This window comes from Wolbachia endosymbiont (group A) of Clivina fossor (genome assembly GCF_964026865.1).
In the GTDB taxonomy this organism is placed as follows: domain Bacteria; phylum Pseudomonadota; class Alphaproteobacteria; order Rickettsiales; family Anaplasmataceae; genus Wolbachia.
The window spans coordinates 197,151-224,102 of the sequence record NZ_OZ034707.1; the positions used below are offsets into that span (position 1 = coordinate 197,151).

Annotated in this window: 21 protein-coding genes, 1 tRNA gene and 1 pseudogene; 13 read left to right on the forward strand and 10 right to left on the reverse strand. The window is 35.7% G+C overall.

Annotation, left to right across the window (positions count from 1 at the left end):
- Positions 1–29: 29 nt before the first annotated feature.
- Positions 30–2,723 (forward strand): hypothetical protein, encoded by a 2,694-nt coding sequence (locus AAGD99_RS01080; protein WP_341822351.1) that lies wholly within the window; start codon positions 30–32, stop codon positions 2,721–2,723.
- Here the strand turns inward: AAGD99_RS01080 and pheT are convergent.
- Together pheT and AAGD99_RS01090 are read right to left on the reverse strand one after the other, a co-directional pair.
- On the reverse strand, positions 2,720–5,116 hold the full coding sequence (gene pheT / locus AAGD99_RS01085; RefSeq protein WP_341822352.1) for a phenylalanine--tRNA ligase subunit beta: 2,397 nt from the start codon (positions 5,114–5,116) through the stop codon (positions 2,720–2,722). The two genes, AAGD99_RS01080 and pheT, sit on opposite strands and share 4 nt — an antisense overlap.
- A gap of 120 nt (positions 5,117–5,236) precedes the next feature.
- Positions 5,237–5,524 carry a hypothetical protein gene (locus tag AAGD99_RS01090; protein WP_253309467.1) on the reverse strand — a complete coding sequence of 96 codons (288 nt, stop codon included), beginning with the start codon at positions 5,522–5,524 and terminating at the stop codon, positions 5,237–5,239.
- A 230-nt stretch (positions 5,525–5,754) separates the two neighbouring features.
- Here AAGD99_RS01090 and AAGD99_RS01095 point away from each other — a divergent pair, with 230 nt between their 5' ends.
- Genes AAGD99_RS01095 through AAGD99_RS01120 form a run of 6 tightly spaced genes read left to right on the forward strand, consistent with a single transcriptional unit; the run spans position 5,755 to position 10,328 of the window.
- Positions 5,755–6,480, forward strand: coding sequence for a F0F1 ATP synthase subunit A (locus AAGD99_RS01095; protein WP_253309466.1), 726 nt, complete (start codon positions 5,755–5,757; stop codon positions 6,478–6,480).
- 59 nt (positions 6,481–6,539) lie between these two features.
- Positions 6,540–6,767, forward strand: coding sequence for a F0F1 ATP synthase subunit C (locus tag AAGD99_RS01100; RefSeq protein WP_250294934.1), 228 nt, complete (start codon positions 6,540–6,542; stop codon positions 6,765–6,767).
- Positions 6,768–6,770: 3 nt separating this feature from the next.
- Entirely contained in the window at positions 6,771–7,250 is a 480-nt protein-coding gene (locus AAGD99_RS01105) for a hypothetical protein (protein WP_264736175.1), read from the forward strand.
- Between the two features lie 8 nt (positions 7,251–7,258).
- Complete coding sequence (locus AAGD99_RS01110; protein WP_064125097.1) at positions 7,259–7,735, forward strand: hypothetical protein; 477 nt, start codon at positions 7,259–7,261, stop codon at positions 7,733–7,735.
- 14 nt (positions 7,736–7,749) lie between these two features.
- On the forward strand, positions 7,750–9,348 hold the full coding sequence (locus tag AAGD99_RS01115; protein ID WP_341823186.1) for a glycosyltransferase family 2 protein: 1,599 nt from the start codon (positions 7,750–7,752) through the stop codon (positions 9,346–9,348).
- Positions 9,330–10,328: a COX15/CtaA family protein gene (locus tag AAGD99_RS01120; protein ID WP_341823187.1), complete on the forward strand. Its 999-nt coding sequence runs from the start codon at positions 9,330–9,332 to the stop codon at positions 10,326–10,328. Before AAGD99_RS01115 ends, AAGD99_RS01120 begins: the two co-directional genes overlap by 19 nt.
- Here AAGD99_RS01120 and AAGD99_RS01125 read toward each other — a convergent pair.
- Positions 10,311–12,389 (reverse strand): acetyl-CoA carboxylase biotin carboxylase subunit, encoded by a 2,079-nt coding sequence (locus tag AAGD99_RS01125; protein ID WP_341822353.1) that lies wholly within the window; start codon positions 12,387–12,389, stop codon positions 10,311–10,313. The genes AAGD99_RS01120 and AAGD99_RS01125 overlap by 18 nt on opposite strands.
- Positions 12,390–12,469: 80 nt before the next feature.
- Entirely contained in the window at positions 12,470–13,222 is a 753-nt protein-coding gene (locus tag AAGD99_RS01130) for an ankyrin repeat domain-containing protein (protein ID WP_341822354.1), read from the reverse strand.
- A gap of 149 nt (positions 13,223–13,371) precedes the next feature.
- Here AAGD99_RS01130 and gltX point away from each other — a divergent pair, with 149 nt between their 5' ends.
- Positions 13,372–14,802 carry a glutamate--tRNA ligase gene (gene gltX, locus AAGD99_RS01135; RefSeq protein ID WP_341822355.1) on the forward strand — a complete coding sequence of 477 codons (1,431 nt, stop codon included), beginning with the start codon at positions 13,372–13,374 and terminating at the stop codon, positions 14,800–14,802.
- A 97-nt stretch (positions 14,803–14,899) separates the two neighbouring features.
- Positions 14,900–15,121, forward strand: a complete 222-nt coding sequence (locus AAGD99_RS01140; RefSeq protein WP_341822356.1) for a hypothetical protein — start codon at positions 14,900–14,902, stop codon at positions 15,119–15,121.
- 660 nt (positions 15,122–15,781) lie between these two features.
- Here AAGD99_RS01140 and purH read toward each other — a convergent pair.
- From purH to AAGD99_RS01165, 5 genes are all read right to left on the reverse strand, one after another.
- A complete protein-coding gene (purH, locus tag AAGD99_RS01145; protein WP_341822357.1) occupies positions 15,782–17,293 on the reverse strand; it encodes a bifunctional phosphoribosylaminoimidazolecarboxamide formyltransferase/IMP cyclohydrolase in 1,512 nt (503 codons plus the stop codon).
- Positions 17,294–17,373: 80 nt separating this feature from the next.
- Positions 17,374–18,273 carry a methionyl-tRNA formyltransferase gene (fmt, locus tag AAGD99_RS01150; protein ID WP_341822358.1) on the reverse strand — a complete coding sequence of 300 codons (900 nt, stop codon included), beginning with the start codon at positions 18,271–18,273 and terminating at the stop codon, positions 17,374–17,376.
- A 19-nt stretch (positions 18,274–18,292) separates the two neighbouring features.
- Complete coding sequence (gene rplT, locus AAGD99_RS01155; RefSeq protein WP_064125369.1) at positions 18,293–18,658, reverse strand: 50S ribosomal protein L20; 366 nt, start codon at positions 18,656–18,658, stop codon at positions 18,293–18,295.
- 20 nt (positions 18,659–18,678) lie between these two features.
- Positions 18,679–18,885: a 50S ribosomal protein L35 gene (gene rpmI / locus AAGD99_RS01160; protein WP_015589253.1), complete on the reverse strand. Its 207-nt coding sequence runs from the start codon at positions 18,883–18,885 to the stop codon at positions 18,679–18,681.
- 98 nt (positions 18,886–18,983) lie between these two features.
- Entirely contained in the window at positions 18,984–19,427 is a 444-nt protein-coding gene (locus AAGD99_RS01165; protein ID WP_253309455.1) for a PAS domain-containing protein, read from the reverse strand.
- Positions 19,428–19,601: 174 nt separating this feature from the next.
- Between AAGD99_RS01165 and alaS the strand changes: the two genes are divergently transcribed.
- On the forward strand, positions 19,602–22,211 hold the full coding sequence (gene alaS, locus AAGD99_RS01170) for an alanine--tRNA ligase (protein ID WP_341822359.1): 2,610 nt from the start codon (positions 19,602–19,604) through the stop codon (positions 22,209–22,211).
- A gap of 997 nt (positions 22,212–23,208) precedes the next feature.
- Here the strand turns inward: alaS and gatA are convergent.
- A complete protein-coding gene (gene gatA / locus AAGD99_RS01175; RefSeq protein WP_264688431.1) occupies positions 23,209–24,678 on the reverse strand; it encodes an Asp-tRNA(Asn)/Glu-tRNA(Gln) amidotransferase subunit GatA in 1,470 nt (489 codons plus the stop codon).
- 216 nt (positions 24,679–24,894) lie between these two features.
- Between gatA and AAGD99_RS01180 the strand changes: the two are divergent.
- From AAGD99_RS01180 to gpmI, 3 genes and pseudogenes are all read left to right on the forward strand, one after another.
- A pseudogene (locus AAGD99_RS01180) lies at positions 24,895–25,192 on the forward strand (transposase); the annotation flags it as partial.
- Positions 25,193–25,268: 76 nt separating this feature from the next.
- A tRNA-Asn gene (locus tag AAGD99_RS01185) sits at positions 25,269–25,340 on the forward strand.
- A gap of 33 nt (positions 25,341–25,373) precedes the next feature.
- The gene (gene gpmI / locus AAGD99_RS01190) at positions 25,374–26,924 is read left to right on the forward strand and encodes a 2,3-bisphosphoglycerate-independent phosphoglycerate mutase (protein ID WP_341822360.1); all 1,551 of its coding nucleotides are present in this window, start codon (positions 25,374–25,376) and stop codon (positions 26,922–26,924) included.
- The last annotated feature ends 28 nt before the right edge of the window (positions 26,925–26,952 follow it).

Sequence of the window (26,952 nt, forward strand, 5' to 3'; positions counted from 1 at the left end):
TACTTAAGGTAATTGGATAAGGTTATGGTATGAATGCTGTTGTAGGTTGTGAGGAAGTTGTTGACTTAAATAACAATAGTGGTGATTTAGATGCATTAAATGGACAACCTAATTTACAAAGAGAATCTTTTGCTACTTCAGAAAAACAGGAAGGACCTGTTGCTACTTTGGAAGAGCAAGAATCTGTTAGTAATTTAAAAAAAATAGGTGCTGATTTTAGCATTCCACTAAGTATATTTCATTATAAAGGTTACGGCTCCGATTTTTTTACTTCCTGGTATAATATATCAAGCGAAATATTTAAGGAAATAAACAGAGCTTGCCTGGAGAAGAAAGTATTAAATTCAGCTCTATCAGTTTTAATGTTTCCTTATGTTGCTTCTGTTGCATTGGGGTTAGTTATATATAAAACAAACAGTAAAACACAAACCAGTTCAGAGGAAAGTAAAACAAAAAAGAGTGAGGTAAGTACAGCAAAAAGATTGGCATATAGCGTTTTTGCTGCAATTGCAATTCTTGTTGATATAGCTGTGCTTATAGCCTTAATTATTCCTGCAACACTCGCCTTAGCTACTTTTTATCTTACAAACAGAAAGTTATCTCATTCTTTGGTTGCTGCTCTAAAAATAAGTAATGGGTTATATCAGAATGAATACCAGAATATTGAAGTGTCTTTTCGTGAAATAGATGCTGGTAAGTCAGACATTAAGTGGGATATGGAAGTTAAGTTTCCACCGCAATTTGAACAATTACTTAGAGATTTATATGAAGATAAAGATGGTAGTTGGTTTAATGTTGCACGTGATTCAGAACATAATACCATACTGAAATTATCAGCTAATATCAATTTAAAAAACGGCCTTAGGCCTTTACGTAATGAGATCAAGAATGTGCTTGCAATTTCGATTCAGGAATTCGCAAAGACTATGGAAGAGCTAATGAAGCTAGAAGGAAAAGATATTACATATGATAAGCTGAAGGAATTGTTGGACGAATTCAGACTGAAAGTGGTGGATAGTGTAGATTCTAAACTGGTGAATTACTTAATACAAAATGCTTATCGAGTTGCTTTTATACAAGCAATTAAATTTCAGCGAGATAGACGGGGAGAAGATTTTTCACTGGAAGATGAGCTAAGAAATACTTTAGTGAAACAGAAACTAGAAAGCCAAGGTAAAGAATTACCAAATGAGAAAGAGATGATAATAAAAGGTCTAAAAGAAGCAGGAGCAAAAGTGCCAGATGCCTTAGGCGATAGTGAGCTTTCTGTATTTAAAGCAGAATGGGAACGGCTTATACAAGAAGATAAAATAGCTAAGAAAACAATAATTGATGTTTATAAGGATACAGATCTTGGAAAAACAGAGAAAGCTCTAAATGATGCTAAAAAAATAATTGAAGATTTAAAAAAACAAGGACAAGAAAGATATACTAAGATATATGAAAAATTAAAAGCAGTATATGATGAGGGAAAAAATAACTTAACAAATGATGATTTAAAAAGGAAATTAGAAGGTCTTTTTAAATTCGAGTATGATAATCAGGAGGTTGAGCAAAGGCTAGTAAAATCAGTAATGAAAAAAGCAAAGGGTGAGTTAGGCCTATTAGGCACGCTAAGCTTAATAGACCAGTTTCGAAGTTTAGAAGAGGAGATAAAAGGTCCTTTTAGCAAGAAAAGTTTAAAAGAAGCTTCAGATAAAGTAAATGACTTTATAGCAAAGATATATTTAGAAATAACGAAATGTAAAATACAAAATTTATTCAAAGGCCAAGCAAAGGGTATAGAGGACTCATGTAAGCTGTTAGAGGAAAAGGAGCCGAATTTAGTGCAGAGGATTAATGCGCACCGAGCGGAAATTGCAGAATGCTTAAAGCAACCTATATCGTTAAGAAAAGTAATAGAAGGAAATGAGGATTTAAACAAATATTTAGAAGATGAGCAAAATAGAAGGGGGGAGAAGCATCCAAGTACAAAATTAATAGAGAAGCACTTGCAAAATAACCAAGAAATCCTAAAAGCATTAAAACAGTTAGAATTAGAAGAAAAAGGATTATTGATAAATGAAGAAACAAAAAATGATTATAGAGAAGAACTGGAATCTCGCGAAAAAATAAAATTTGCAATAATAGAAGATGAGTTGTTGGAGGTGCTCAAGCAAGAAATTTTTGATGAAAAAGAAATCAAGGAGTTATTAGAAAAAGCAGAACTAGAATACTTTTTAGCAGAAAAACGCATGAAAGGTCCTGTAGTTAAAATAAAGAATAATATCAAACACTTTTGTCAAGATTTATTGTCTCCTTTAATAAATAGGTTGGTGGAAAATATAGTAAATAATGTACCAAAAAGCGATAAGAGTTCATGGCTGCAACCTATAAAAGCTATTCAGACAGGCTTGGGATATATTAAAACAGGTCTTGCCGTTGCAATGTATGGGGATAGGAGCACAGAAGGAAAAGCGTTAAGTGTAGCACATGATACTCATAAGGAAGTAGAGACATTTCTTCAACATTTTCAGTCAAGTTATGAAGAAATCGGAACTTTTTTAGGTAATTTATTTTCTGATGATGGAGAGATATTTAAAAATGATGTATGGCCTAAAGTAGAAGAGCATTTGCGTGGAATGTGGAATAGATTTTTTAAGGATGTTGAATTCAAGATTGGGAATAGATTGGATGAAGTAAGTGTGACACAGCAAAAGCAGAACACTATGATTGCGGCTTAATGATGAGTTCTCAAAGTTCCTCCGGTATTTTCATATACCAAATTGACTATAGCACTTGATTCTTTTTGGATCTCTTTTTCAGTTAAAGTGTGGATTGGAGAGCAGAAAGTAACTGACAATGCTATAGACATCTTATTCGGTTCTATATTGTTTCCATGGTATACGTCAAATACTAAAACTTCTGTGATGAGCTCTGAGCTTTTTTTTACCACATTGATTATGTTACCTACTTCCACATCCTTATTTACAATAAATGCAAAATCACGTTTTACACTTTGGTATTTATAATCGATAAATTTCTTTCTACTTACAGGTAAATTTTCAATATTTTCTAGTATTACCTCAAAACCTACAACTTTTTGCTTGATGTCAAAAAGATCTAATATATTAGGATGCAATTCCCCAAAATAACCAACTATTTTACTTCTAAAAGATAAGGTGCCTGACTTTCCTGGATGATAATATTCTTTTTCTGCTCTCTCTATCGTTAAATTATCGCAATTGACGTTAAAAAACTCCAAAGCTGCTATGCAATCAGCCTTTGCGTCAAAAACATCTACTTTCCTATCAATATTATAATGGTTTCGCGGTAAATTATTTCCTGTTCTTATTCCACTTAAGACATGTTTAGACTGAGCTTCACCATCGTAAATCGGCCCAATTTCGAAGATTGCAAGATCAGATACTCCATGGGCAATATTATCAGCAGTGACTTGCAATAAATTTAGCATAATACTTGGTCTCATCATATTAAAGTTATTGTTAAACGGATTATCGATGATAAATAACTTATTCGAGTAACCAAATTTTTCAGCTGTTGATTCACTCATAAATGACCAGGTTAGCACTTCATGAAACCCTCTGTTTGTCATCAAAATACGCAAATTGTCGTATGTACTATCTACTTCTTCAACATTATTTGGTAGTGGTTCTTCTTTTATTTTGTCATAGCCGTATATTCTTGTTACTTCTTCAATTAGGTCAGCAGGTATAGTCACGTCCGGTCTCCAGCTTGGTACTTGTACATTCCAATTGCCTTCGGTTTTTTTATCAATACTAAACCCTAGTTTCGTTAAGATATCGAACGTCTCATCAGGTGATACAGATACACTTCCAAACTTGTTTATATCTTGGTAATCAAGGCTTATCTTAGCATCATTCCGGCATGGTTTTTTCTGGATCCCAGTGTCAGCTACTTGGATGACAGAGGTGTATTCTTTATCTAGATTACCGGCAGACACTACGCTTGAGACTTCTCCACCACATAAATCCAAAATCATTTTGGCTGCAAGATTGAGTCCATCGAGGGTAAATCCAGGATCGATTGAACGTGCAAATCTGTAACTAGCGTCTGTGGAGATGCTGAGCTGTCTTGAAGATTTAGTGATAGAGATTGGATCGAGCAAAGCTAATTCCAAAAAAATATTGGTGGTTTCAAGAGTACATTCACTGCACTTTCCACCTATAATTCCAGCAACTCCATGAATATTTTTACTATCAGAATAAATGTTTATATTATTGTCCAGTAAATATTCCTTACCATTTAAAGCAAAGAAGCTTTCTCCATCATTTGCTTTTCTTATTGTAAGTTTGCCATCTACTTTGTTTGCATCAAACGCATGCATTGGACGATTAAAAGATATCATAATATAGTTAGTAATGTCAACTATTGTAGAAATGGAGCGCATTCCTATCGATTCCAATTTATCTTTTAGCCACTTTGGGCTTTCTTGATTTTTTACATTGGCGATGTATATTCCACTAATAAAACTTTCTCCGTCAGTCACTTCAACATCGATTGGTGAATTTATGGAGCTGGTAAGTTGTGGAATGCTTAAAGTCTTTAATGTCCCAATTCCAGTTGCAGCAAGGTCGCGAGCTATTCCATAAATGCCTAAGCAATCTCCACGGTTTGGAGTAACATTTATATCAATTACAGGGTCACAATTGAAAAATTTATCCCCTACTTTATAATCATCGGAAAGCTCGATTATTCCTTCACTTTCCTCTTGAACCAGCGCAAGTTCAGAAGCAGAGCAGAGCATCCCTTCACTTAGCACTCCTCGTATTTTTGTAGGCTTGATTGTGAAATCACTTTCTGGCAATGTGCTACCAAGAGATGCAAGCACAGTTTTCATACCTTCTCTAACATTGTTTGCTCCGCAAACTATTTGTAGAGTTTTACTTCTGTCATCTACTTTACATAATTTTAATTTATCGGCATTTGGATGAGGTGCAACTTCTAATACTTTTGCAACAATAAAACCAGCTAATTTGGTATTGTCGATCACATCTTCTACTTCTAACCCTATGTGAGTTAATTTATCGGTAATTTCTTCTAAACTAGCATTGGTTTCTAAGTGTTCTAATAACCAAGATAATGTGAATTTCATGAACCTTTAAAGAAATAAAAGAGTTATTGTAATATAAAATGTAGTGCTTTTAAAGCTTGTTGTAATGGAATAAAAGGTAACTTCTACATCATAAACAAGGATGCAGAAGTTTTTGTAATTTTATATATTATTGTAGAGAGAATTTATCTTCTCGATATCACCTTTTAAATCTATCTCCATAGAGAGCTTAAGATTCATATTGTGGTTATCTTCATGGAAGTTATGAATGTAACCATCAATAGTTAAGTTTCCTATCATATTATGGCTTTTATCTAGTATTTCGCTTCCCATTTGATAATGGCCAGTATATTCGTTAAAGGAGCCATCTGTTAGTTTAATGTATCCACTACCAAATTCCTGCTCTAAATTTAAAGGATGATTAGTGTTAATAAAATCTATTTCGTTCATAATAATACCTCACTAAAAATTAAATTATAATTAAAATAAGATGTTAAGTCAAGATATTGAATTATTTAATAAGATTAGTAAGTTTTAAAATACAGAGCTGACTGTAATTAACACTCTAATTACATATTTTGTTAATGTATCAATGTTATAATGATACAGGGCTTTATCTTAATTCTTGACTTTGTCCTATAAAATTCATACTTTATTTACTGTTTATAGTTCAGATTAAAATGGCATTAAATCCACTGGAACAGTTTAAAGTATATACAATAATAGAGTTACCTAGGTTATTTGGGTATGACGTAAGCTTTACCAATTCATCTCTTTTCATGATGATTTCGGTGATATTGGTGATACTCTTTTTGCTTTTTGGAATAAAGAAGGGGTCAGTAATACCAGGATATTTGCAAGCTGCAGTTGAATATGTATATGATTTTGTTGTTTCAATAATAGAAAGTAACACTGGAAGCAAAGGCTTGCAGCACATTCCATTGATATTTACAGTGTTTATTTTCATTTTATCATGTAATTTGGTTGGTGTTCTTCCTTATAGTTTCACGGTCACAAGTCATGTGATAGTCACCTTCGCTTTATCGATGGTGGTTTTTATTTATATAACGATTGTTGGATTTAAAGAAAGGGGAGTAGAATTTTTACGCATATTGCTACCAAAAGGAACTCCTTCGTGGCTTGCACCTATAATAATTATTATTAAGTTGTTTGCTTATTTAGTAAGGCCGATTAGCCTATCAATAAGGCTTGCAGCAAATATGATTGCGGGTCATACAATTATCAAAGTGATAGCAGGGTTTATTGTAAATATGAACATATTTCTCACTCCTGCGCCGTTTTTGTTCATAATTGCATTGATAGGGTTTGAAGTATTTGTTGCAGTTTTACAAGCTTATATATTTACTATATTAACATGTGTATATTTGTCAGATGCAGTAAAGTAATTGACTTCCTTGCAGAATATTTTACAATTATATTATAAAGAAATGTTTAAAGGTAATATATGGATTTAGTAGCTTTAAAATTTATAGCAATTGGTTTAGTTGCGTTTGGAATGCTCGGTGCTGGTTTAGGTATAGCTAATATCTTTTCTGCTATGCTGAATGGGATTGCGAGGAATCCTGAATCGGAAGGTAAAATGAAAACTTACGTTTATATTGGTGCTGCTATGGTTGAAATAATGGGATTGCTTGCGTTTTTACTTGCAGTATTATTAATATTTGTTGCTTAACACATGCCACAGCTTGATGTTTCAAACTTCTTTTCTCAAGTTTTTTGGTTTTTAATTTTTTTCTCTTCACTTTTTTTCGTAGTAAGTTGTTTATTTTTACCAAAGTTAGATGAAATAATAAGCACTAGAAGTAAAAAAGTATTGGATTCTTTTAATAGTTCTGTTCATCTTTTAAGACTCACGGAAGAGCAGATTGCCAAGTATAATGCCGCTTTAAACCAAGCTAGAATACAGGCAAAAAGGATCATAGATGATGCACTTGCTCAGGTAGAAGAAATGAGAGCTAATGTTAAGAATATATTAGAAGAGGAAGACAAAAAAAAGAGCAAGCTTATTGAAGAAAAAGTGGCAGAATTTAAATCTGAATATACTGATCAGTTAAAACAAATGGCTACTAGTATTGCTTTAATTTATTATACTAAATTGACCAATTCTGAAATTGAAGAGGAGTTTGTTGCTGACTTGGTGTCCAAAGAATTTTAGGGGTTTTTATGTCTACATCACTGATTATCGGTCTTGCCTTCTTGGTAAGTTTTGTCCTTTCGTATAAATTGCTAAAGAAAGTGATAAAAAATGCGCTTAACAATAAGCGTAACAAAAGCAAATTTTCAAGTGAAGAAACTGAAAAATTCAGGAAAGATATGTTGGAGTATTACAAAAAATCTTCTGAAAAATACAAAGAATTAGATGCAGAAGTTAATAAAATGATGAATGAAGCACTTGATAAAGCTAATAGTATCATTAAGCACAATAGACAGCAGCTAGATCAGACATTAGATGACAATGCCCATTCTAACTTGAAGAAAGTCACTGACCAAGTTGAAAAAGCTCTTGGAGACTTACAGGCTAACACAGCGAATATAGCTGCTGATGCTGTAAAAAAAATAATGCATGAACGTAAAGATGATAAGCGTAGTAGCGAGGTCATATCTTCATTTTCACGTGACTTAAATAAAAAATTGCATTAGGTTTAATGCAACAATTGCCTATACTTCAAGCTGATAATGTAGAAAAAATTAAGTTTGATTCTAGTTTATGCAAAGAGCAAGAGAAACTTTTTTACTATAAATTTAATATAATTCCTTGGCAAAAATTAAATGATACTACTTTTTTTATGGTTGAAGACACAAGCCGAGATATCAACCGTTGGGTCGAAGCTCATTACGGTATTGACTATGTATTAATAAAAGTGGATAGCGAACAGATTTTAAATCTTCTTAACTCGCACTTTGGTATTTCAGAATTTGCAAGCAACTACTTATATTACAAGAATGCTAATTTTTCAGCTAAAAGCATTAAACTAAGCTCAATATTTTTTGCTTCTTTCTTTGTTGTAACTTCAATTTTAACACTAACAGAGAAATATACATATTTTGCTTTGATGTTGATATTTATAATCGGATGTTCTAGTTATTTATTCAAGTTTATAGCTACAATTTTTAACTTATGTGAAACCTCCAACCAAAAAGTGGATTATAGTAAGCTGAATGAAGAAGATTTTCCTATATATACTATTTTATTGCCTGCTTTTAAAGAAAGTGCAGTGATAGAGCAATTGATCGAAAGCATTGAAAGTTTGGATTATCCAAAATCGAAATTAGATGTGAAGCTTCAGGTAGAAAGTGATGACCAGGAAACGCTAGCAGCTATAGAAAAGTACACTTTACCACAGTATTTTGAAGTAATAAAAGTGCCTCATTCTTTGCCTAGAACAAAAGCCAAGTCATGCAATTATGCTATGAGCTTTGCTAGAGGAAAGTATGCAGTAATATATGATGCGGACGATAAACCAGACCCATTGCAGTTAAAAAAAGCACTGATTGAATTTAATAAGGGCGACGATAAGCTTGCCTGTGTACAGGCGAAATTAAATTACTATAATTGTGATTATAATTTTCTCACAAAATCCTTTTCTCTGGAGTATATGAACTGGTTTCAATACTTATTGCCTGGATTCCAAAAAATAAACATGCCAATGCCTTTGGGTGGTAGCAGTAATCATTTTTCAGTAAAAATTCTAAAAAAATTGTTTTTCTGGGATGCTTATAGTGTTACCGAAGATGCTGACCTCGGTTTGAGACTTGCGCAAATGGGATATAAAACCAGGATGATTGACTCAGAAACATTGGAAGAGTCACCAATTGCTGTATTTGCTTGGATTAAGCAAAGAGCGCGCTGGATCAAAGGCTATATGCAAACTTATATTGTTCATTTAAAAAATATAAAGTCTCTTTATAAACACACTGGATTTAAGGGAATTTTGCTATTGAATCTTTTTGTTGGCTCTGCAGCTTTTATATTTTTTACTACTCCATTTTTACTGCTTTCATTGATATTAACTAAAGTTTTAAATGAATTATTTTTGTACTACTTTGTAGTGGTATATGTTACTAACCTGATTCTTTTGGTAATAGCTGTCAAACAGCAAAAGATGCCTTTTTATTTTTATATAGTATCGATATTTTTTCCGGTCTATAGTCTGCTACATAGTGTTGCAGCTTTTCTTGCCTTATGGGAATTTATTCTTTACCCTGAGCGATGGAACAAAACTCAGCATGGTTTATGGAATCAAAACCTGTAGCTATTTGGCTTTTTCTCTGCTGTATTATGGTAATTCTCATGGTGGGGATTGGTGGATTTACCAGACTTTCAAAAGCAGGATTGTCAATCACGGAGTGGAAACCCATCACTGGAACATTGCCACCACTGAGTGGACAAGATTGGCTACAAGAAAAATTAAAATATGAAACTACACCTGAGTATAAAGCATTCAACTATGGTATGAGTATGGAGGAATTTCAGGCTATATACTTAATAGAATATGTACACAGATTGGTTGCAAGACTAACAGGTTTAGTTTTTGTCCTGCCATTTATATATTTTACATTAAGAAGAAAAATATCTAAAAAGGTAGTAATAAGGCTATTTATGGCATTATTATTTGGAGCTTTACAAGCTTTTGCTGGTTGGTATATGGTTAAAAGTGGTTTAGTAACTGAACCTCATGTTAGCCACTATAGGCTTGCACTTCACTTATTATTAGCATTAATTGTCTTTGCATTATTGTCATATCAATTTTTTGATTACCAAATCAGGCCAAAGCAAACTAAACTTAAGATTAGTAGTGACACTATATACTACACAGGGATGATTTTGGCCCTAATTGTAATACAAATAATTTTCGGTGCGTTTGTTGCGGGATTAAATGCTGGTTTGATTTACAATACCTTTCCACTAATGGACGGACAAATCGTTCCAGAAGATTTATTTTTCTTACACCCTATATGGCTGAATATCTTTGAGAACAGAGCGACAGTGCAATTTATACATCGAGCACTGGCATTGCTAATACTAGCTTTGGTAGTAATACTCACAGTAAAAAATGCTAGCGTAAAACCGGTATATATTATGCTGCTCTCCGTTATCATTCAGATCATTTTAGGTATAATTACTCTATTATTGCATATACCAATAGCCATTGCCATAGCTCATCAAGTGTTTTCATTTATCTTGTTTGGGTCAAGTTTATACTTCTTGTGTTATTTAAGAAAGCAGAGCTAATACTACATCACCAATCTGCACATTTTTTCCTTCTTGAACGAGAATATTTTTTATCACCATTGCTGCTTCAGCACATATGATATTTTCCATTTTCATTGCCTCCACCACAAATAAAGGTTGTCCTATTTCCACCTGATCTCCTATATTTACGTGCAACTTAACTAATAAGCCAGATATTGGGGATTTTACAGCATCTGCTGAAATCCCTTCTGTTTCATTATTTAGCATTAACCTACTTAATTCAGCTACATGAGGCTTAAATATACAACACTCAGCTTTCATGCCTGCATGTCTTATGAAGTATTTGCTGCCTTGTTTTTCTACTTTAAATGTTATATCAGCATCATCATTAATTGTAATATATAGTAACTTATGACTTGATTTCCACTTGCCTACTACAGAGTATGTATTGTGGTTATATACTGTTGTTAATATATTATCTTGATATCTTGCACTTACGGAGTACTCATTATCATTTATATTCACTATGAATAAATCTCTTGCACGGTCACCTGCCATCCGAGTAGCTGATACTGGTGCCCCTTCTTTTTTACTAGATTCCAGTGTCACGCACTGGAATGATACCTGAGGTGTTTCATTCACTGCTTTATGATGGTACCTTTCTTCATTTTCCAAATGAACATATAACGCAGTGAAAATAAATATTTTAATATACTCCTCTGTAACAAAATCGCCGTGAAACCCACTAGGGTAATGGTCTGGAATGAATCTCGTATGGAGCTTTGCTGCAATAAAATTTGGGTGATGGAAGATGGATTCTAGAAATTCTATATTATTTGTTACTCCTTCTATATAGCATTCAGACAATGCTTTTTGCATTCTACTGATCGCTTCTACTCTATCTTTTCCATATGTTATAACTTTTGCAATCATTGAGTCATAGAACGTGCTAATTTCTGAACCTGCAGCAACTCCATCATCTATTCTTACATAATCATTTTCATCCGGTTTATCGTAATATTTTATTCTTCCGCTGGAAGGGAAAAATTTCTTCGATGGGTCTTCAGCGCAAATTCTACTTTCTATTGCAGAACCAGTAAGTTTAATATCATCCTGATTGAATCTCAATTTCTCTCCACAGGAAGTTCTAATCATTTCTTCTACTATGTCTATTCCAGTTATAAATTCTGTTACTGGATGCTCAACTTGCAATCTCGTATTTACCTCAAGAAAATAGAAGTTTTGGTCTTTATCTACAACAAACTCAACAGTGCCTGCTGAAAAATAGCCAACTTGCTTTGCCAGAGAAACACATTGGACATACATTTTTTGTCTTACTTCTTCACTAATAAATGGACTTGGCGTTTCTTCCATTATTTTCTGGTTATTCCTTTGTATCGAGCATTCTCTTTCTCCAAGACACACTATATTGCCATATTTATCTGCTATGATTTGTATTTCAATATGTCTTGGTAGTTCTATATATTTCTCTATAAAGATACTGCCATCCTTAAAACTTTTCTCTGCTTCATTTGTTGCTGATGTGAACGCTAGTTCAATTTCTTTTTTGGAATTTACAATTCGCATTCCTTTGCCACCACCGCCTGATGCAGCTTTAAGCATAACCGGAAAGCCAATTTCTTCAGCAACGATGGCTGCATGAGCGACATCTTTAATCTTGCCCATATATCCTGGTACTACATTTACTCCAGCCTTTCTTGCCTCTTCTTTTGCCGTTATTTTATTGGCTGTAACTTCTATTGTTTTTGCACTTGGCCCGATGAAATCTATGTTGTGTTTTTGCAGAGCACGTGGAAAATCTGGATTTTCCGCTAAAAACCCATAACCAGGATGAACTGCCTGCGCACCTGTTTCGACTGCTACCTCGCATATTTTTTCGATGTTTAAGTAACTAAGGCAAGAAGGCGAAGGGCCAATATACCTCGACTCATCTGCTTGCCTTACATGCACAGAATTTATATCCGCATCCGAATATACGCATACACAAGACATACCCATCTTATGGGCAGTTCTGATAATTCTGCAGGCAATCTCCCCTCTGTTTGCTATTAAAATCTTACTGTACTTCTTTTCTGTCATCGTATAAATATACTTTCTTAAGAATCACTCTTAAGAAAGTACATTCCTATATAATTGCCTGCAAGTAATTTCTAGCTTCATCAAACACCCAAACCTTCTCCTGCAAGTTGTACATTAGTTTCCACTAAAGTGCTTTCGTTATGCAAGGCATGTATCTCGTTACATGCCTTAACTGACAGGTATGTGACTCCGCCAGAAGCTATTGCAACCATCGAGCTTAGTGCAAAAGTCTGAGAAGATAGATACAGAAAATATAAAGATAAACACAAGGCAGCAATACACGCTATAGCCCCTACTATATATAAACACAGGTGAAACTTCTGATTACATATAAAGCTGTCTTTTATGTCTGCGATTTGCTTAATTTCTTTCTGTTGTGCAGCATCTAAGTAATAAAGAGGAGTTTCCCTTTTCTTATTAAAAGCATGGTCTTTACTGCAGAGCGCATCTTTAATATATTTTTTATTACATTTGAGTTCCTCTTTCAATCTGCTTACTTCTTTCCGATCTCCAGCTTCTTCTGCTTTTGTAATTTTGTTATCAGCTTCCGTCTCTAAGTAATGCACAATCTCTTTTACTGCAGGCAGCAAAATCCCACTCCTTGCTGCTTCATGAAATGGATTATTTCCATATTCATTATGCGCAGCTACAGAAGCAATGTTCTTCCTGCAAATGTCTACAAATTTATCTTTTTTTGGTATTCTTGCAGCTAGATGCAAGAGATTATCTGCCCATACTATTTGTTTTGTTTTATCAAAAGGGCCGGTGTAACGCCAACTGACATTATCTTCATTATCTGAAAGCAATTTTGCTATATCTACAAGTCCATCCATAACTCACCTCGCTATATTTAACCAATAATAAATTATACAACATAACTTATGAAAAACAAGTAAATCTTATCTCTCAGAATAAATAAATTCCACATTGTTGCAAGCATAAATTTTAGCTATCATCATTTACATTACTGTAATAGACAAATATGCCAGACGTAGTCACGAGATTCGCTCCATCGCCAACAGGGTTTTTGCACATTGGAGGGGCTCGTACTGCTTTATTTAATTGGCTCTACGCGAGGCACCATGGTGGCAGGTTTTTGCTAAGGATTGAGGACACCGACAGAAAACGTTTAACACAAGAAGCAATTGATGCAATTATAGAAGGGCTGAAATGGCTTGGAATAAACTATGATGGAGAAATAATATATCAATCGAGAAGAATAGCTAGACATATTGAAGTTGCAAATCTTTTAGTTGAAAAGGGTAGGGCATATCACTGTTACTGCCCTGAAGATGAAGTTGCAGAAAAGAAAATAAAAGCAAGAGAAGAGGGCAAGATATACAAGCATAAATGTACTACAAAACCTCCTTCTTGTCATCCCAGTGCTCGACACTGGGATCCAGAAAAAAATATGTGGTCACGCGCTGGAATGACATCGGGTGTGAGGTCAGTTATCCGTTTCAAAGTGCCAGACTCGCAAGAGATCGTCATTGATGATAAAATATACGGCCAAATCAAAGTAAGTAGCGAGCAGCTTGATGATATAGTGATTCTACGTTCTGACAACACTCCAACATATATTTTTGCCGTAGTGGTTGACGATCATGATGCTGGGATAACTGATATAATACGTGGCTCTGATCACCTAACTAACACCTTCAAGCAATTGCTGATATATCAGGCTCTTGATTTTGACATTCCACGCTTTGCACATGTGCCGCTTATCCATGGGGAAGATGGGAATAAGCTATCCAAAAGGCATGGTGCCACAAGCGTTTGCGATTATGAAAAGATGGGAATATTGCCAAAAGCGATGCGTAATTACTTGCTGAGACTTGGCTGGAGTCACGGCAACGATGAGATTATTAGCGATGAGCAAGCAATAGAGTGGTTTAATTTAGAAAGTATTGGTCGTTCACCTGCACGGCTCGATTTCAAAAAACTGGAGCATTTGAATAACCACTATATTAGTAATATGAGCAATGAAGATATTCTGACTCTAATGCTTAGAGAAAATACTCTAACTGACAAAAAAAAGGGCTATTTACTGCAGGGACTGACAGAGCTGAAAAAAAGAGCAAACTACCTGACCGAATTATTGGATTTAGCAAAATTTTATATTCAAGATCCGCTACTTGATTTAAGTGAAGAAGCTTGTCAAATTGTCAAATCTAACCTCAATATAATTAAGTTACTCGCATCATTTCTGTCAAAGATCGGTGATGAAAATTGGAATAAGGGTTTTTTATCTTCTCAGATCAAGGAATGTGCAAAATCACATGATATGAAAATAAGCAGTGTATACCACTCATTACGTGCCCCTATAACTGGAGTAATGGATGCACCTGGAATCATCGATATCATGGTGATTCTTGGTAAAGACGAGTGTATAAGAAGGTTACAAGCAATTTAAATGAAATAAGAAAATTCCTTGACAAACTCCGCCAGCCCCCTTATTATGACAATAAGGGTATTTATGACTCAAAACTTGTTTTTGACCTGCAGGCTCAATGACAAAATTCAGTAAAAAACTCAGGGTATTTATTGGCGGATTACATAAAATTATAGCGGCTGCATGTCTTTTTTATTTTTTCTACATTCAGCCAAATCGCGCTTATTTTAAGCGTCAGCACATTATTACAGCGCCACTTACAGTAATAGAGAGTCAAAACTCGCACCATGGGGCTTCTTTTGCCTTTTTTTTATTTGGTAAATTTCTTAAACATTTATAGCTAAACGACAACCGTCATCCCGCTACGTGTTAGCGGGATCTCTTGTTAGCGGATGAGATACCGCGAATGAATCGCGGTATGACGGTTCGCGGTGGAATGACGATAACTTCATCATTCCGCTATGTGTTAGCGGCTAAGAGATACCGCGGCAGTATGATGGTTAAGTAGGGTGTCATCCCAGTGTCAAGCACTGGGATGACAAAAAAGGGGCTACTCGGATGACAAAAAAAGGAGCACTGGGATGACAGCTAGCCTGACAACCGTCATCCCGCTACTTGTTAGCGGGATCTATGTGAGATACCGTGAATAAATCACGGTATGACGTAGAAGCTATACTTTTATACTCACCAGCTCAGTGTCCAATCTGGATCCAAGTAGTCTGGGCACTGGGATGACACCTTGACGATTTGAAGAATCGTCATCCCGCTACTTGTTAGCGGGATCTATGTGAGATACCGTGAATAAATCACGGTATGACGTAGAAGCTATACTTTTATACTCACCAGCTCAGTGTCCAATCTGGATCCAAGTAGTCTGGGCACTGGGATGACAGGAGAAGGAGGCTACTTGAATGACATTCTACCTGTGGACTCAAATCACAACGTTCGTACAGTTATGGTGGTATGATATGGAAAAATCTCTAGCCATAAGACACAAAGCCTAATGGAAAAAACTGCGAACGCCAGTGAAAAACATAGCAATTTTATTTTCATTTGCAGCTTTTATCACATTTTGATCTTTCAGCGAGCCACCAGGCTGAATTATAGCTGTAATTCCATGTTTTGCACTTTCTACTATGCTATCTGGGAATGGAAAAAATGCATCTGAAGCAAGCACTGCACCTTTACATTTTTCACCTGCTTTTTTTACTGCAATGTTCACACTATCTATTCTGCTTGTTTGCCCTGCACCGATGCCAATAGCACAACCATCTTTTGCTATAACTATTGCGTTGGATTTCACATGTTTACATATTTTCCAGGCAAAAATAAGATCTTCCTTTTCTTTTTCTGTTGTAGTGCATTCTGTTACTTGTTCTGCTTTTATTGTGTGGTCATTATTTTCTTGCACCAAAAACCCACCAACAACATTTTTAGTTTGGTATTTCACATTTTGTTGGAAAGATTTATGAATAATCACTCTTAAATTTTTCTTTCTTTGCAAAATTTTTAGTGCTTCATTGCTGACTGAAGGTGCTATCACTACTTCCAAAAATATCTCGTTTAATTTTTCTGCTAGCTTTAAATCTATCTCCCGATTTAAAGCTACTATACCACCAAAACTGCTTACTTCATCACACGATAGGGCCTTTTCATATGCCTCCAAAGCATTATCACTAACAGCAGTGCCACATGGGTTATTGTGCTTTATTATCACTGCTGCAGGCTCTTTAAACTCAGAAATTATGTTAAGTGCGGACTCTATATCTACTATATTATTATAACTCAACTCTTTCCCATGTATTTTTTCTAGCGGATATTTGGTAAATTGATTACTATAAAATGCAGCTTTTTGATGGGGATTTTCACCATACCTGAGTTCTTGTACTTTATGTCCATATAGTGCAAAAAACTCTGGCAACTCATTATTTTTACTCTGGGATAAAAACCAACTGTGAATATTAGAATCATAGTGTGCAGTGAGAGCAAATGCTTTGGTTGCTAAATGTTTTCTATATTCCAATGTTGTTTCATTGTTATTTTTTATCATCTCAGCTTTTAGTGCTTCATAGTCTTGAATGCTAGAAATAACTGAAGTAAAACAAAAGTTTTTTGCTGCAGCTCTAATTAACGCCACTCCGCCGATATCAATTTGTTCTATAATTTGATCTTCATTTGAGCCGCTACTTACTGTCTCCCAAAATGGGTATAGGTTAGTTATAAGCAGGTCTATTGGCTCAACACCTAGATTTTGCATTTCCGTTTTGTGCTTTTCTCTATTGCAAAGTATTCCTCCATGAATTTTAGGGTGTAAAGTTTTTACTCTACCACCCAGTATCTCTGGAAATTGTGTGTAATCTGAGACCTCTTGTGTTTTTATTCCGGCATCAGATAGTGCTTTATAAGTATTTCCCGTTGAGAGAATTTCTATTTGTTGCTGCATTAAAAACGATGCAAGATCAATTATATTCGTTTTGTCGTATACTGATATTAAAGCTCTTTTTATTTTCATTTTTGTACGGAAAGTTTTTTAAGATTATATCTAAGAAAAGGAAATTTAGCTATTACATTTCTACACTAATTTAAAGCAGTCTATTCTATAAATTTTTTTACCATGCTTGATTTCAAGCCACGAATAAAATCTTCAATACTGCAAGGATTTCTCCCTTCCATTTGTACAACTTTAGGAATTAAAGTGCCACCTTTTAAACTTATGTGCATATTATCGTTAACAATCTTACCTTGTTCTGAAGCGAGAGCTTCAAAGTCAGCATCAAGTATCCTGATACGTTTATTCTCTATCTTGATGAACGCTTTTGGGTAAAACGCTTTAACCTTTCTATAAGCAACCTCACAAGCATCACTTGCATAAATTTTATAGTCTTCCACTTTGTCAGCGTAACATGCATCATTATCGTTCTGTTTTAAGGGAACCTGTTTTTCAATTTCGTTTAGCACTTTCAGCAGTAAATCACTGCCTAATTCAGACAATTTATCATGCAATGTCTTGTAGTTATCGTTCTTTTCGATAAGAAATTTTTCCTGTTTTAAAATAGGGCCGGAATCTAATCCTTCATCCAATTGCATAATGCTAACCCCGGTTTCTTGATCTCCTGCTAAAATTGTGTGCTGTATCGGAGCTGCACCACGCCACCTTGGTAGTAATGAAGGATGAATATTAATACAACCATATTTAGGAATATTCAAAATTTTTCTTGGAAGTATCAATCCATACGCAGCAACAACTGCAACGTCTGGTTTGAAATTTCTAAATTTTTCTTGCTCTGCCAAAAACTTTAGAGAGATAGGAGTACATACCTCTATGTTACTTTCTTCAGCGATAACATGTACTGGAGATTTCGTTGGCTTCTGTCCACGTCCTGAAGGTTTTGGAGCCTTGGTGTATACTGCTACCACTTCGCTCTTTGATTTCAGTAACAAGCTCAGAGAATTAACAGCAAATCCTGGTGATCCCATGAAAATAATTCTCATGCTTTCAAGTGTTTTTGCTTTAAGAATTCTCCGCTAATTTACCACTTACAGCTTCTACTAATTTGGCAAAATCATCCTTATAATTAACGGCCATCTCAGCAAGAATTTTTCTATTTAAATCAATGCCGGCAAGTGTAAGACCATGCATAAACCTACCATAAGTAAGCCCATGCTCTCTTGCTGCTGCATTAATACGTATTATCCATAAGCTACGGAAATCACGTTTACGGGTTCTTCTGTCTCTGTAAGCATATTGCAGTGCTTTTTCAACTCTTTGTAATGCAATTCTATAACAGCTTTTTGCACGTCCTCTATAACCCTTTGCCAGTTTCAATATTTTTTTATGACGAGCGTGAGTAGTGACTCCACGTTTTACCCGAGCCATTTTATTTTACCTCCATTTTGTTAAATACCATAAGGCATATAAAGCTTAACTATACGCGAGTCAGATTTACCAAGAATCGTTGTACCGCGCTGATTACGAATATTAGATTTACTTCTCTTTACCATGCCATGCCTTTTGCCTGACTGAGTAGAAATGACTTTACCCTTAGCTGTAAGGTGAAAGCGCTTTTTAACAGAAGATTTGGTTTTTAATTTTATTTTCTTCATATTCCAAATAAATTTACAAGCACTACTATTGAGTTCTTTAATAGTAATTAAGCATTAGTATAAATAATTTTATTAAAGAATCAAATTAAAATTGTATATTAAAGGAGTTTAAAAGTAATTACGCCCAATATGTGTGTTATACCTTCTTTATTCCCAAGTGGTAACAATACTTGCCTCATTTTAACACTTTCACTTTCTTCCTCTTCATTGATTGGGCATTTACTCTCTATTACAGCATCAAGTTTATCAATAACTGCATCTATTTTATATAGTCGCAAAAATGGTGCATCAATTGCATACTTATTATCAATGCGCGTCTTTTTCTCAAAACCATAGAATTCAACAGCCTTTTCTCCTGCATTTTCACAAATATAACCTTGATCCTTGACTTCAATGATAAAACAATGCTGCCATGACTCCATTATTTCTGCAGTGTCTATTTCGTGCCTTTCTGGCCAATCTCTGTCTGGTCCTTTTATGTCACTCCAGTGCTCAGTTACCACATTTGCTATTCTTTTTTCTTTGCCTACATAAATTTCCATTCCAATTTCCACATATAAAACACAGATATGAGGTAAATTTATCGTGAATATATTGATTTTTCCTTACCACAAGGTGCATATCACTAGAAGTTCTGAGATCTAGAGAGTGGTGGTATTGTAATTGATTTTATTTCCATTGCAGCTTATTATTCATGAATAATCTCAATAAAAATAATGAAGTTAAGTGAAATCAGAGAAAGATTTATAAAATTTTTTTTAAGTAATGACCACGAGCAGGTTTCTTCTTCTCCTTTGATTCCAGAACATGACCCAACGCTCATGTTCACAAATGCTGGTATGGTGCAGTTTAAAAATATTTTTACTGGTGCTCAAAAAACTGAAATGAAACGTGCTGTCTCAAGTCAAAAGTGCCTAAGAGCAGGCGGTAAACACAACGATCTTGAAAATGTTGGCTATACAACTCGGCATCACACATTTTTTGAAATGCTCGGAAATTTTAGCTTTGGTGATTACTTTAAGGAAACTGCGATAGAATTTGCGTGGAAATTTATCACTAAGGAGTTATCTCTTGATAAAAACAGACTATCCATAACCGTCTACCATACTGATGATGAGGCGTACGAGATTTGGCGTAAGATAAGTGGCTTTTCAAGTGATAAAATCATAAGAATTGCAACGGACGATAACTTTTGGAGTATGGGAAGCACTGGTCCATGCGGTCCATGTTCTGAAATTTTTTATGATCATGGGAGTCTTAATTTACAAGACGACGATAGAATTGTTGAAATCTGGAATCTGGTATTCATGGAGTTTAACAAAGATGAAGAAGGTAATTTGCACAAATTGCCAAAAAAATGCATCGATACTGGAATGGGTCTTGAGAGAATAGCTACTGTAATGCAAAATGTCCATGATAACTATGATATTGATCTATTTTCTGCTCTGATCAATAAATCTCAAGAGTACTGTGGAAGAACGGAAAATAAAATAGCGCATAAGATCGTAGCAGATCATCTTCGCGCGGCTGCATTTCTCATTGCAGAAGGAGTGCTTCCTGGAAATGAGGGCAGGAATTACGTATTACGCAGATTAATTAGGAGAGCCGCGCGTTATATCCACCTGCTTGGATATAATGATTCTCTACTCCATCGCATTTTTCCTGCGCTGATAGATAGCACGAGTTCGGCTTATATGGGAGATGTTTATCCTGAATTAGTCAGAGCCAAAAGCTTGATAGAAACGACGTTAAAATCAGAGGAAGAAAACTTTAAAGACACTTTGATGAAAGGTATCAATCTTCTGGAGAAATTCACTACAGATTTAAAATCGGGCGATACTTTGCCTGGAGAATCAGCATTTAAGCTATATGACACCTATGGGTTTCCTTTGGATATTACACTTGATGTTTTAAAAGAGAAAAAAATAAATTTTGACCAGAAGGGTTTTGATAATGCAATGGGAGAACAAAAAGAGAGAGCACGTGCTAAATGGGCTGGATCTGGTGAAAAATCTGTTGAGCAAGTATGGTTTGATTTGATCAATAAATTTGGCAAAACAAAATTTGTTGGTTATGAGTTCAATGAAGTAAGTGATGCGAAAATACTAGCTATAGTTTCCTCTAAAAATGAAGTAATTGATTCTGCAAAGGAGGGAGAAAAGATAATCATTATACTTGATAAAACACCTTTTTATGGCGAGTCAGGTGGACAGGTGGGGGATACTGGCAGTCTGATCAAACCTGGTAGAAGTATTATTATAGTCGAGAATACCCATAAGGTTAATGACCTATATTTGCACAGATGCATAGTTAAATTCGGCTCAATTTGTAAAGGTGATGTAGTTACAGCAAGCATCGACAAGGAAAGAAGGCAAACCTTAAGAAGAAATCATTCGGCTACGCATCTTCTGCACTTTGCATTGAGGAAAATCTTGGGTGATCATGTCACTCAAAAAGGTTCCCTAGTTGCACCAGATAGACTGAGATTCGACTTCAGCCATAACACTCAAGTGACTCAAGATCAGTTATTCTGGGTAGAGGATATGGTAAACTCTCTAATCAGAGAAAATCTTTCTGCATCTACAGAAATTCAAAGCATGAATCAGGCAATAGACGAAGGAGCCATGGCGTTGTTTGGTGAAAAATATGGTGATCAGGTTAGAGTTGTAAATATTGGAGATTCGAAAGAGCTATGTGGTGGCACGCACGTTGAACATACTGGAGAAATCGGTTTATTTAAGATAGTAACAGAAAGTTCTGTTGCTTTTGGAGTGAGGAGAATTGAAGCTTTAACTGGTCAGGAAGCAATCAATTATGTACGTGATAATGAAATTAACTTAAAAAAAGTTGCAGAATTCGTAAAAGTGCCAGTAAGTGAAATAACAAGCAGATTAAGTGTTTTAAGTCAAGAATACAAAAAATCCGAAACCAAAATAAGAAACCTATATAAAAAGCTTGTGAGTGCAGAGAATATAAAAAGCACTGAAATAAATGGGATAAATTTTATAAGCCACACTTTCACTGATATTCCAGCAAATGTAATAAGAGAGTTTATTTTGCAGCAACAAAAACCAAAAATGGTAATAGCTTTCACGGCAACAGAAAAAGATAAAACAGTTTTGATTATTAAAGTAAGTAAAGACTTAATCAATAAAATTAGCGCAAAAGAACTAATATCAATAGCAGTTGAAAAGAACTGTGGTGGGAATGCTGAACTTGCACAAACAGGCTGTGATAGCAATAAAATAGATGATGCCATTACAGCTATTTATAGCAAAATAACCGCTTCTAAGCACTCTACGTCATACCGCCGCGGTATCTCTTAGCCGCTAACAAGTAGCAACTGTTCTCCCTCGTCATACCGTAACGGTATCTCTAGATCCCGCTAACAAGCAGCGGGATGACGAGGTTATCGTCACATGCCACCGCGAACCGTCATACCGCCACAGACCGTCATACCGCGATTCATTCGCGGTATCTCATCCGCTAACACGTAGCGGGATGACAGCAGTCCTACGTCATGCCGCCGCGAACCGTCATACTGCCGCAGATCGTCATACCGCGATTCATTCGCGGTATCTCATCCGCTAACACGTAGCGGGATGACAGCAGTCCTACGTCATGCCGCCGCGAACCGTCATACTGCCGCAGATCGTCATACCGCGATTCATTTGCGGTATCTCTTAGCATAGATCCCGCTAACAAGCAGCGGGGATGACGGTTGTCATAGTGTCATGAAAGTAGCTGACACTGGTTTCCATCCAAGAGGGTGTCATCCGAGTAGCTTGACTACTTGGATCCAGAAAACTTAACTTTAAATAAGTGGCTGCATAATAAAGACTAGATTCCAGCGTCACGTGCACAACTGTACGAACGTTGTGATTTTGGCCCATCAGGAGGGTGTCATCCCAGTGCTTGACACTGGGATCCAGGAATTTTAATTGTAAGTAAGCATACTGAGTTGATAAGTATAAAAGTAGCTAGAAAATAAACATTTTTGATGAGATTATATGGAAAACTGGATTCCAGTGTCAAGCACTGGAATGACAAGAAGAGGGTACTTGGATAAGAGGCATTGCCCTTCTGGTAGGCCCAAATCACAATGTTCGTACAGTTATGCGCTGGAATGACAACGTAAGGTGAATTTTTCAACATCCCAAAATTACAGAATTTAGTCTGTTTAATTAAGTGTGAACTGTTACACGAAAATTTTGTAAACAGATTAATATGCCCTGTTTTTGCTATTCATCTAAAAATGGAGCCATAGAGTACGTTGATGAGCATAAGCAAATTTTAATGCAAAAATTACTATCAGAAAATAGATTACGCAAGAGGTCTAATTATTCTGCCGCAATTTTGCTCTATCAAACTTGCCACATTTAATATTCCAGCTTCGTCATAATAATTTCCAATCACTTGCAAGGCAAGTGGTAAACCCTCATTGGAAAGCCCAACAGGAACAGAAATAGCAGGCAATCCTGCAAGACTTGCTGGCACGGTAAACACATCATTGATGCACATAATTAGCGGATCTGGCTTTTCATTTAAGCCAAAAGCTTCTGTTGGAGCAGATGGCACAAGTATGTAATCTATTTTTTCAAACGCTTTTATAAAATCATTTCTGATTAATGCTCTAATGCACTGCGCTTTTTCGTAATATTCATTATAATGACCTGAAGAAAGCGCATAAGCGCCAATTAAAATTCTTCTTTTCACCTCTTTACCAAAACCTTCTGCTCTTGTTAGTGAATACATTTCTTCAAGGGTATCAGCATCAACCCTTAATCCATAACGCACACCATCGTAACGAGCAAGATTGGATGAAGTTTCAGCAGAACAGATTAAATAATAGACCGGTATTGCATATTTAGTATGTGGCAGAGTAATGTCAACAACTTCAGCGCCATTTTCTTTTAAATAGGAAGCAACTCTTTCCCAATTATGAACTATTTCCTCTGAAATTCCATCCATCCTATATTCTTTTGGTATACCAATACACTTACCCTTGACATCACCATTTATAAAGCTAGAAAATTTAGGCACTGGCTTTTCGCTCGATATTGAATCTTTTTTATCATAGCCACAAATTGCTTCCAGCATTAATGCTGAATCAGAGACAGAACGAGTAATGACTCCTGCTTGATCCAGAGAACTCGCAAATGCAATCATACCAAAACGCGAGCATCTTCCATAAGTTGGCTTTATTCCAACTACTCCACAATAAGCTGCTGGTTGGCGTACAGATCCACCGGTGTCGCTTCCTAACGCTCCAGCGCATAAAAATCCAGCAACCGATGCTGCAGATCCACCAGATGATCCACCAGGAACAACTTTTTCCCCATCACTTTTTCTAATCCACACATTTTCAACAGGGCCAAAATAGCTGTTTGTGTTCGCAGAACCCATAGCAAATTCATCCATATTAAGCTTACCGAGCATGGCTGCTCCACTTTTTAAAAGCAAGTCAGACACCGTAGATTCGTAAGTCGGAACGAAATTTTCCAGCATTTTTGAGCATGCTGTTGTTTTTATTCCTTTTGTACAGAATAGATCTTTGATGCCAACTGGTATACCCATGAGCGGCGAGATTAAATCATCCTTTTGCCTAGAGAAATGTTCATCTGCAGCTTTAGCAGCTTTCATTGCTATCTCTGGGGTTTTTGTTATAAATGCATTTAATTTCTCATTTTCAACCGCACTGATGTGCGCCTCCACGAGTTCAACAGCGGAAAAACTCCTTTTTTTGAGCCCGTCATGCATTTGTGTAATACTTAACTTTTTTAGTTCATTCATCAATATTTAATTTTTAGCAAGACGTTAATTATAACATGGCACGATAAAAAATCCATACATTTATAGTTACAGCTAGAAATATAGCTAATACCAAACTTCGTTATTGGGAAGACAAATAGAATATACGATAAATTCACTTAAACCTCCAGTTATAGGCGGAAAGCACTCTTTTTCATTTGTCTCATTATTATTGAGAATTGGTATAAGAACCTGTACATAATTGATGCTCAGAGTGTAAAGAACGCAGATACTGCTGAAGAAAAAGGCTATGACGCTGGTAAAAAAATCTCAGGGCCATATCGCAGTTGATACTCAAGGTTTACCACATGCAATTTATGTAACAACTGCAGGAACAACTGACTGCAGCAGTGCTGTGAGAATGGTCAACAATGCAAAAGAAAACCTTTCTGGAGTTAAAAATATACTGGTTGATGCGGGCTATACAGGAGAGAATTTTGCAACTCAAATAAAAGATATTATTGGTGCAACTGTTGAAGTAATAAAGCGAAGTGAATTTGAACAGGCTCTTACAAAGTATACAAAAAACGTTTACAATCAACGTTCAACGTGATAAATTAAAGACGGTTTATTCCTCGGTAGCTCAGTGGTAGAGCAGTTGGCTGTTAACCAATTGGTCGCTGGTTCGAATCCGGCCCGGGGAGCTCTTCTCTGTGAAATTCTAGTGTTAATCTTATATGGGCATTAAATCAGTTGTCTTATGTATACTAGATGGCTGGGGAAATGGAGTAGAAAGCAGTAAATATAATGCTATTAGCAACGCAAATCCACCCTGTTGGCAATATATTAGCTCTAATTATCCAAAATGCAGTTTGTCCGCCTGTGGAACTGATGTTGGGTTACCTGGTGGTCAAATAGGTAATTCAGAAGTTGGCCATATGAATATTGGCAGTGGTAGAGTAGTAATGCAAAGCCTTCAGCGCATTAATCAAGAAATTGGAACAATAGAAAACAATGCAAATCTACAAAGCTTTATTAGTAATCTAAAAAGTAAGAACGGAGTATGCCATCTGGTGGGATTAGTGTCAGATGGCGGTGTTCATTCGCATCAAAAGCATATTTCGACTTTAGCAAATAAAATATCACAGCGCGGAATCAAAGTGGTGATACATGCATTTTTAGATGGCAGAGACACATTACCAAATTCAGGAAAAAAATGCATTCAAGAATTTATAAAGAGTATAAAGGGAAATGACATAAGAATTGCTACTGTTTCTGGGCGTTACTATGCTATGGACCGTGATAACAGGTGGGAGAGAACAATTGAAGCTTATGAGGCTATCGCATTTGCAAAGGCACCTCGTCATGATAATGCAGTATCGTTGATTGATGAAAATTATCAAAATAACATAACTGATGAGTTTGTCAGGCCCGCAGTAATAGGTGACTATCAAGGTATAAAACCAGAAGATGGAGTGCTGTTGGCTAACTTTCGTGCTGATCGAATGATACAATTAGCAAGTATTTTACTAAACCAATCAGGTGTCATTCCAGCGCGTGACGCTGGAATCTATGGTCAAACTACTCGTACGACAGAAGGTCGTAAACGAAAACCATTTTCTTCAATTCTAAGTATGATGAAGTATAAAGAAGATCTTAAAATTCCTTATATTTTTCCTCCTATATCTTTTGCTAACACTTTAGGACAAACAATAGAAGACAATAAATTGCAACAATTACGCATCGCCGAAACCGAAAAATACGCTCATGTGACTTTCTTTTTCAATTGTGGAAAAGAAGAACCTTTCTCTGGTGAAGAAAGAATACTCATTCCCTCACCAAAAGTTCAAACTTATGATTTGCAGCCCGAAATGTCAGCCTTCAAGCTCACAGAAAAGCTTGTAGAAAAAATTCACTCCCAAGAATTCGCACTGATAGTTGTAAATTATGCTAATCCTGATATGGTAGGGCATACAGGTAATATAAAAGCAGCCGAGAAAGCTGTGCTAGCTGTAGATGATTGTCTTGCGAAAGTGCTGAGTGCTGTTAAAAAGTCAAGCAACACTGCATTAATTGTTACTGCAGACCATGGTAATGTGGAATGTATGTTCGATGAAGAAAATAATACACCTCATACAGCACACACTCTAAATAAAGTGCCATTTATTGTGTCTTGCGATAATCTAAAACTAAGAGACGGAAGGTTATCTGATATTGCCCCTACTATTTTACAGCTACTTGGAATTAAGAAACCGGATGAGATGACAGGTAGTTCGTTGATTGTATAATTTTTTGCATTACTCTCTAACTGGATAT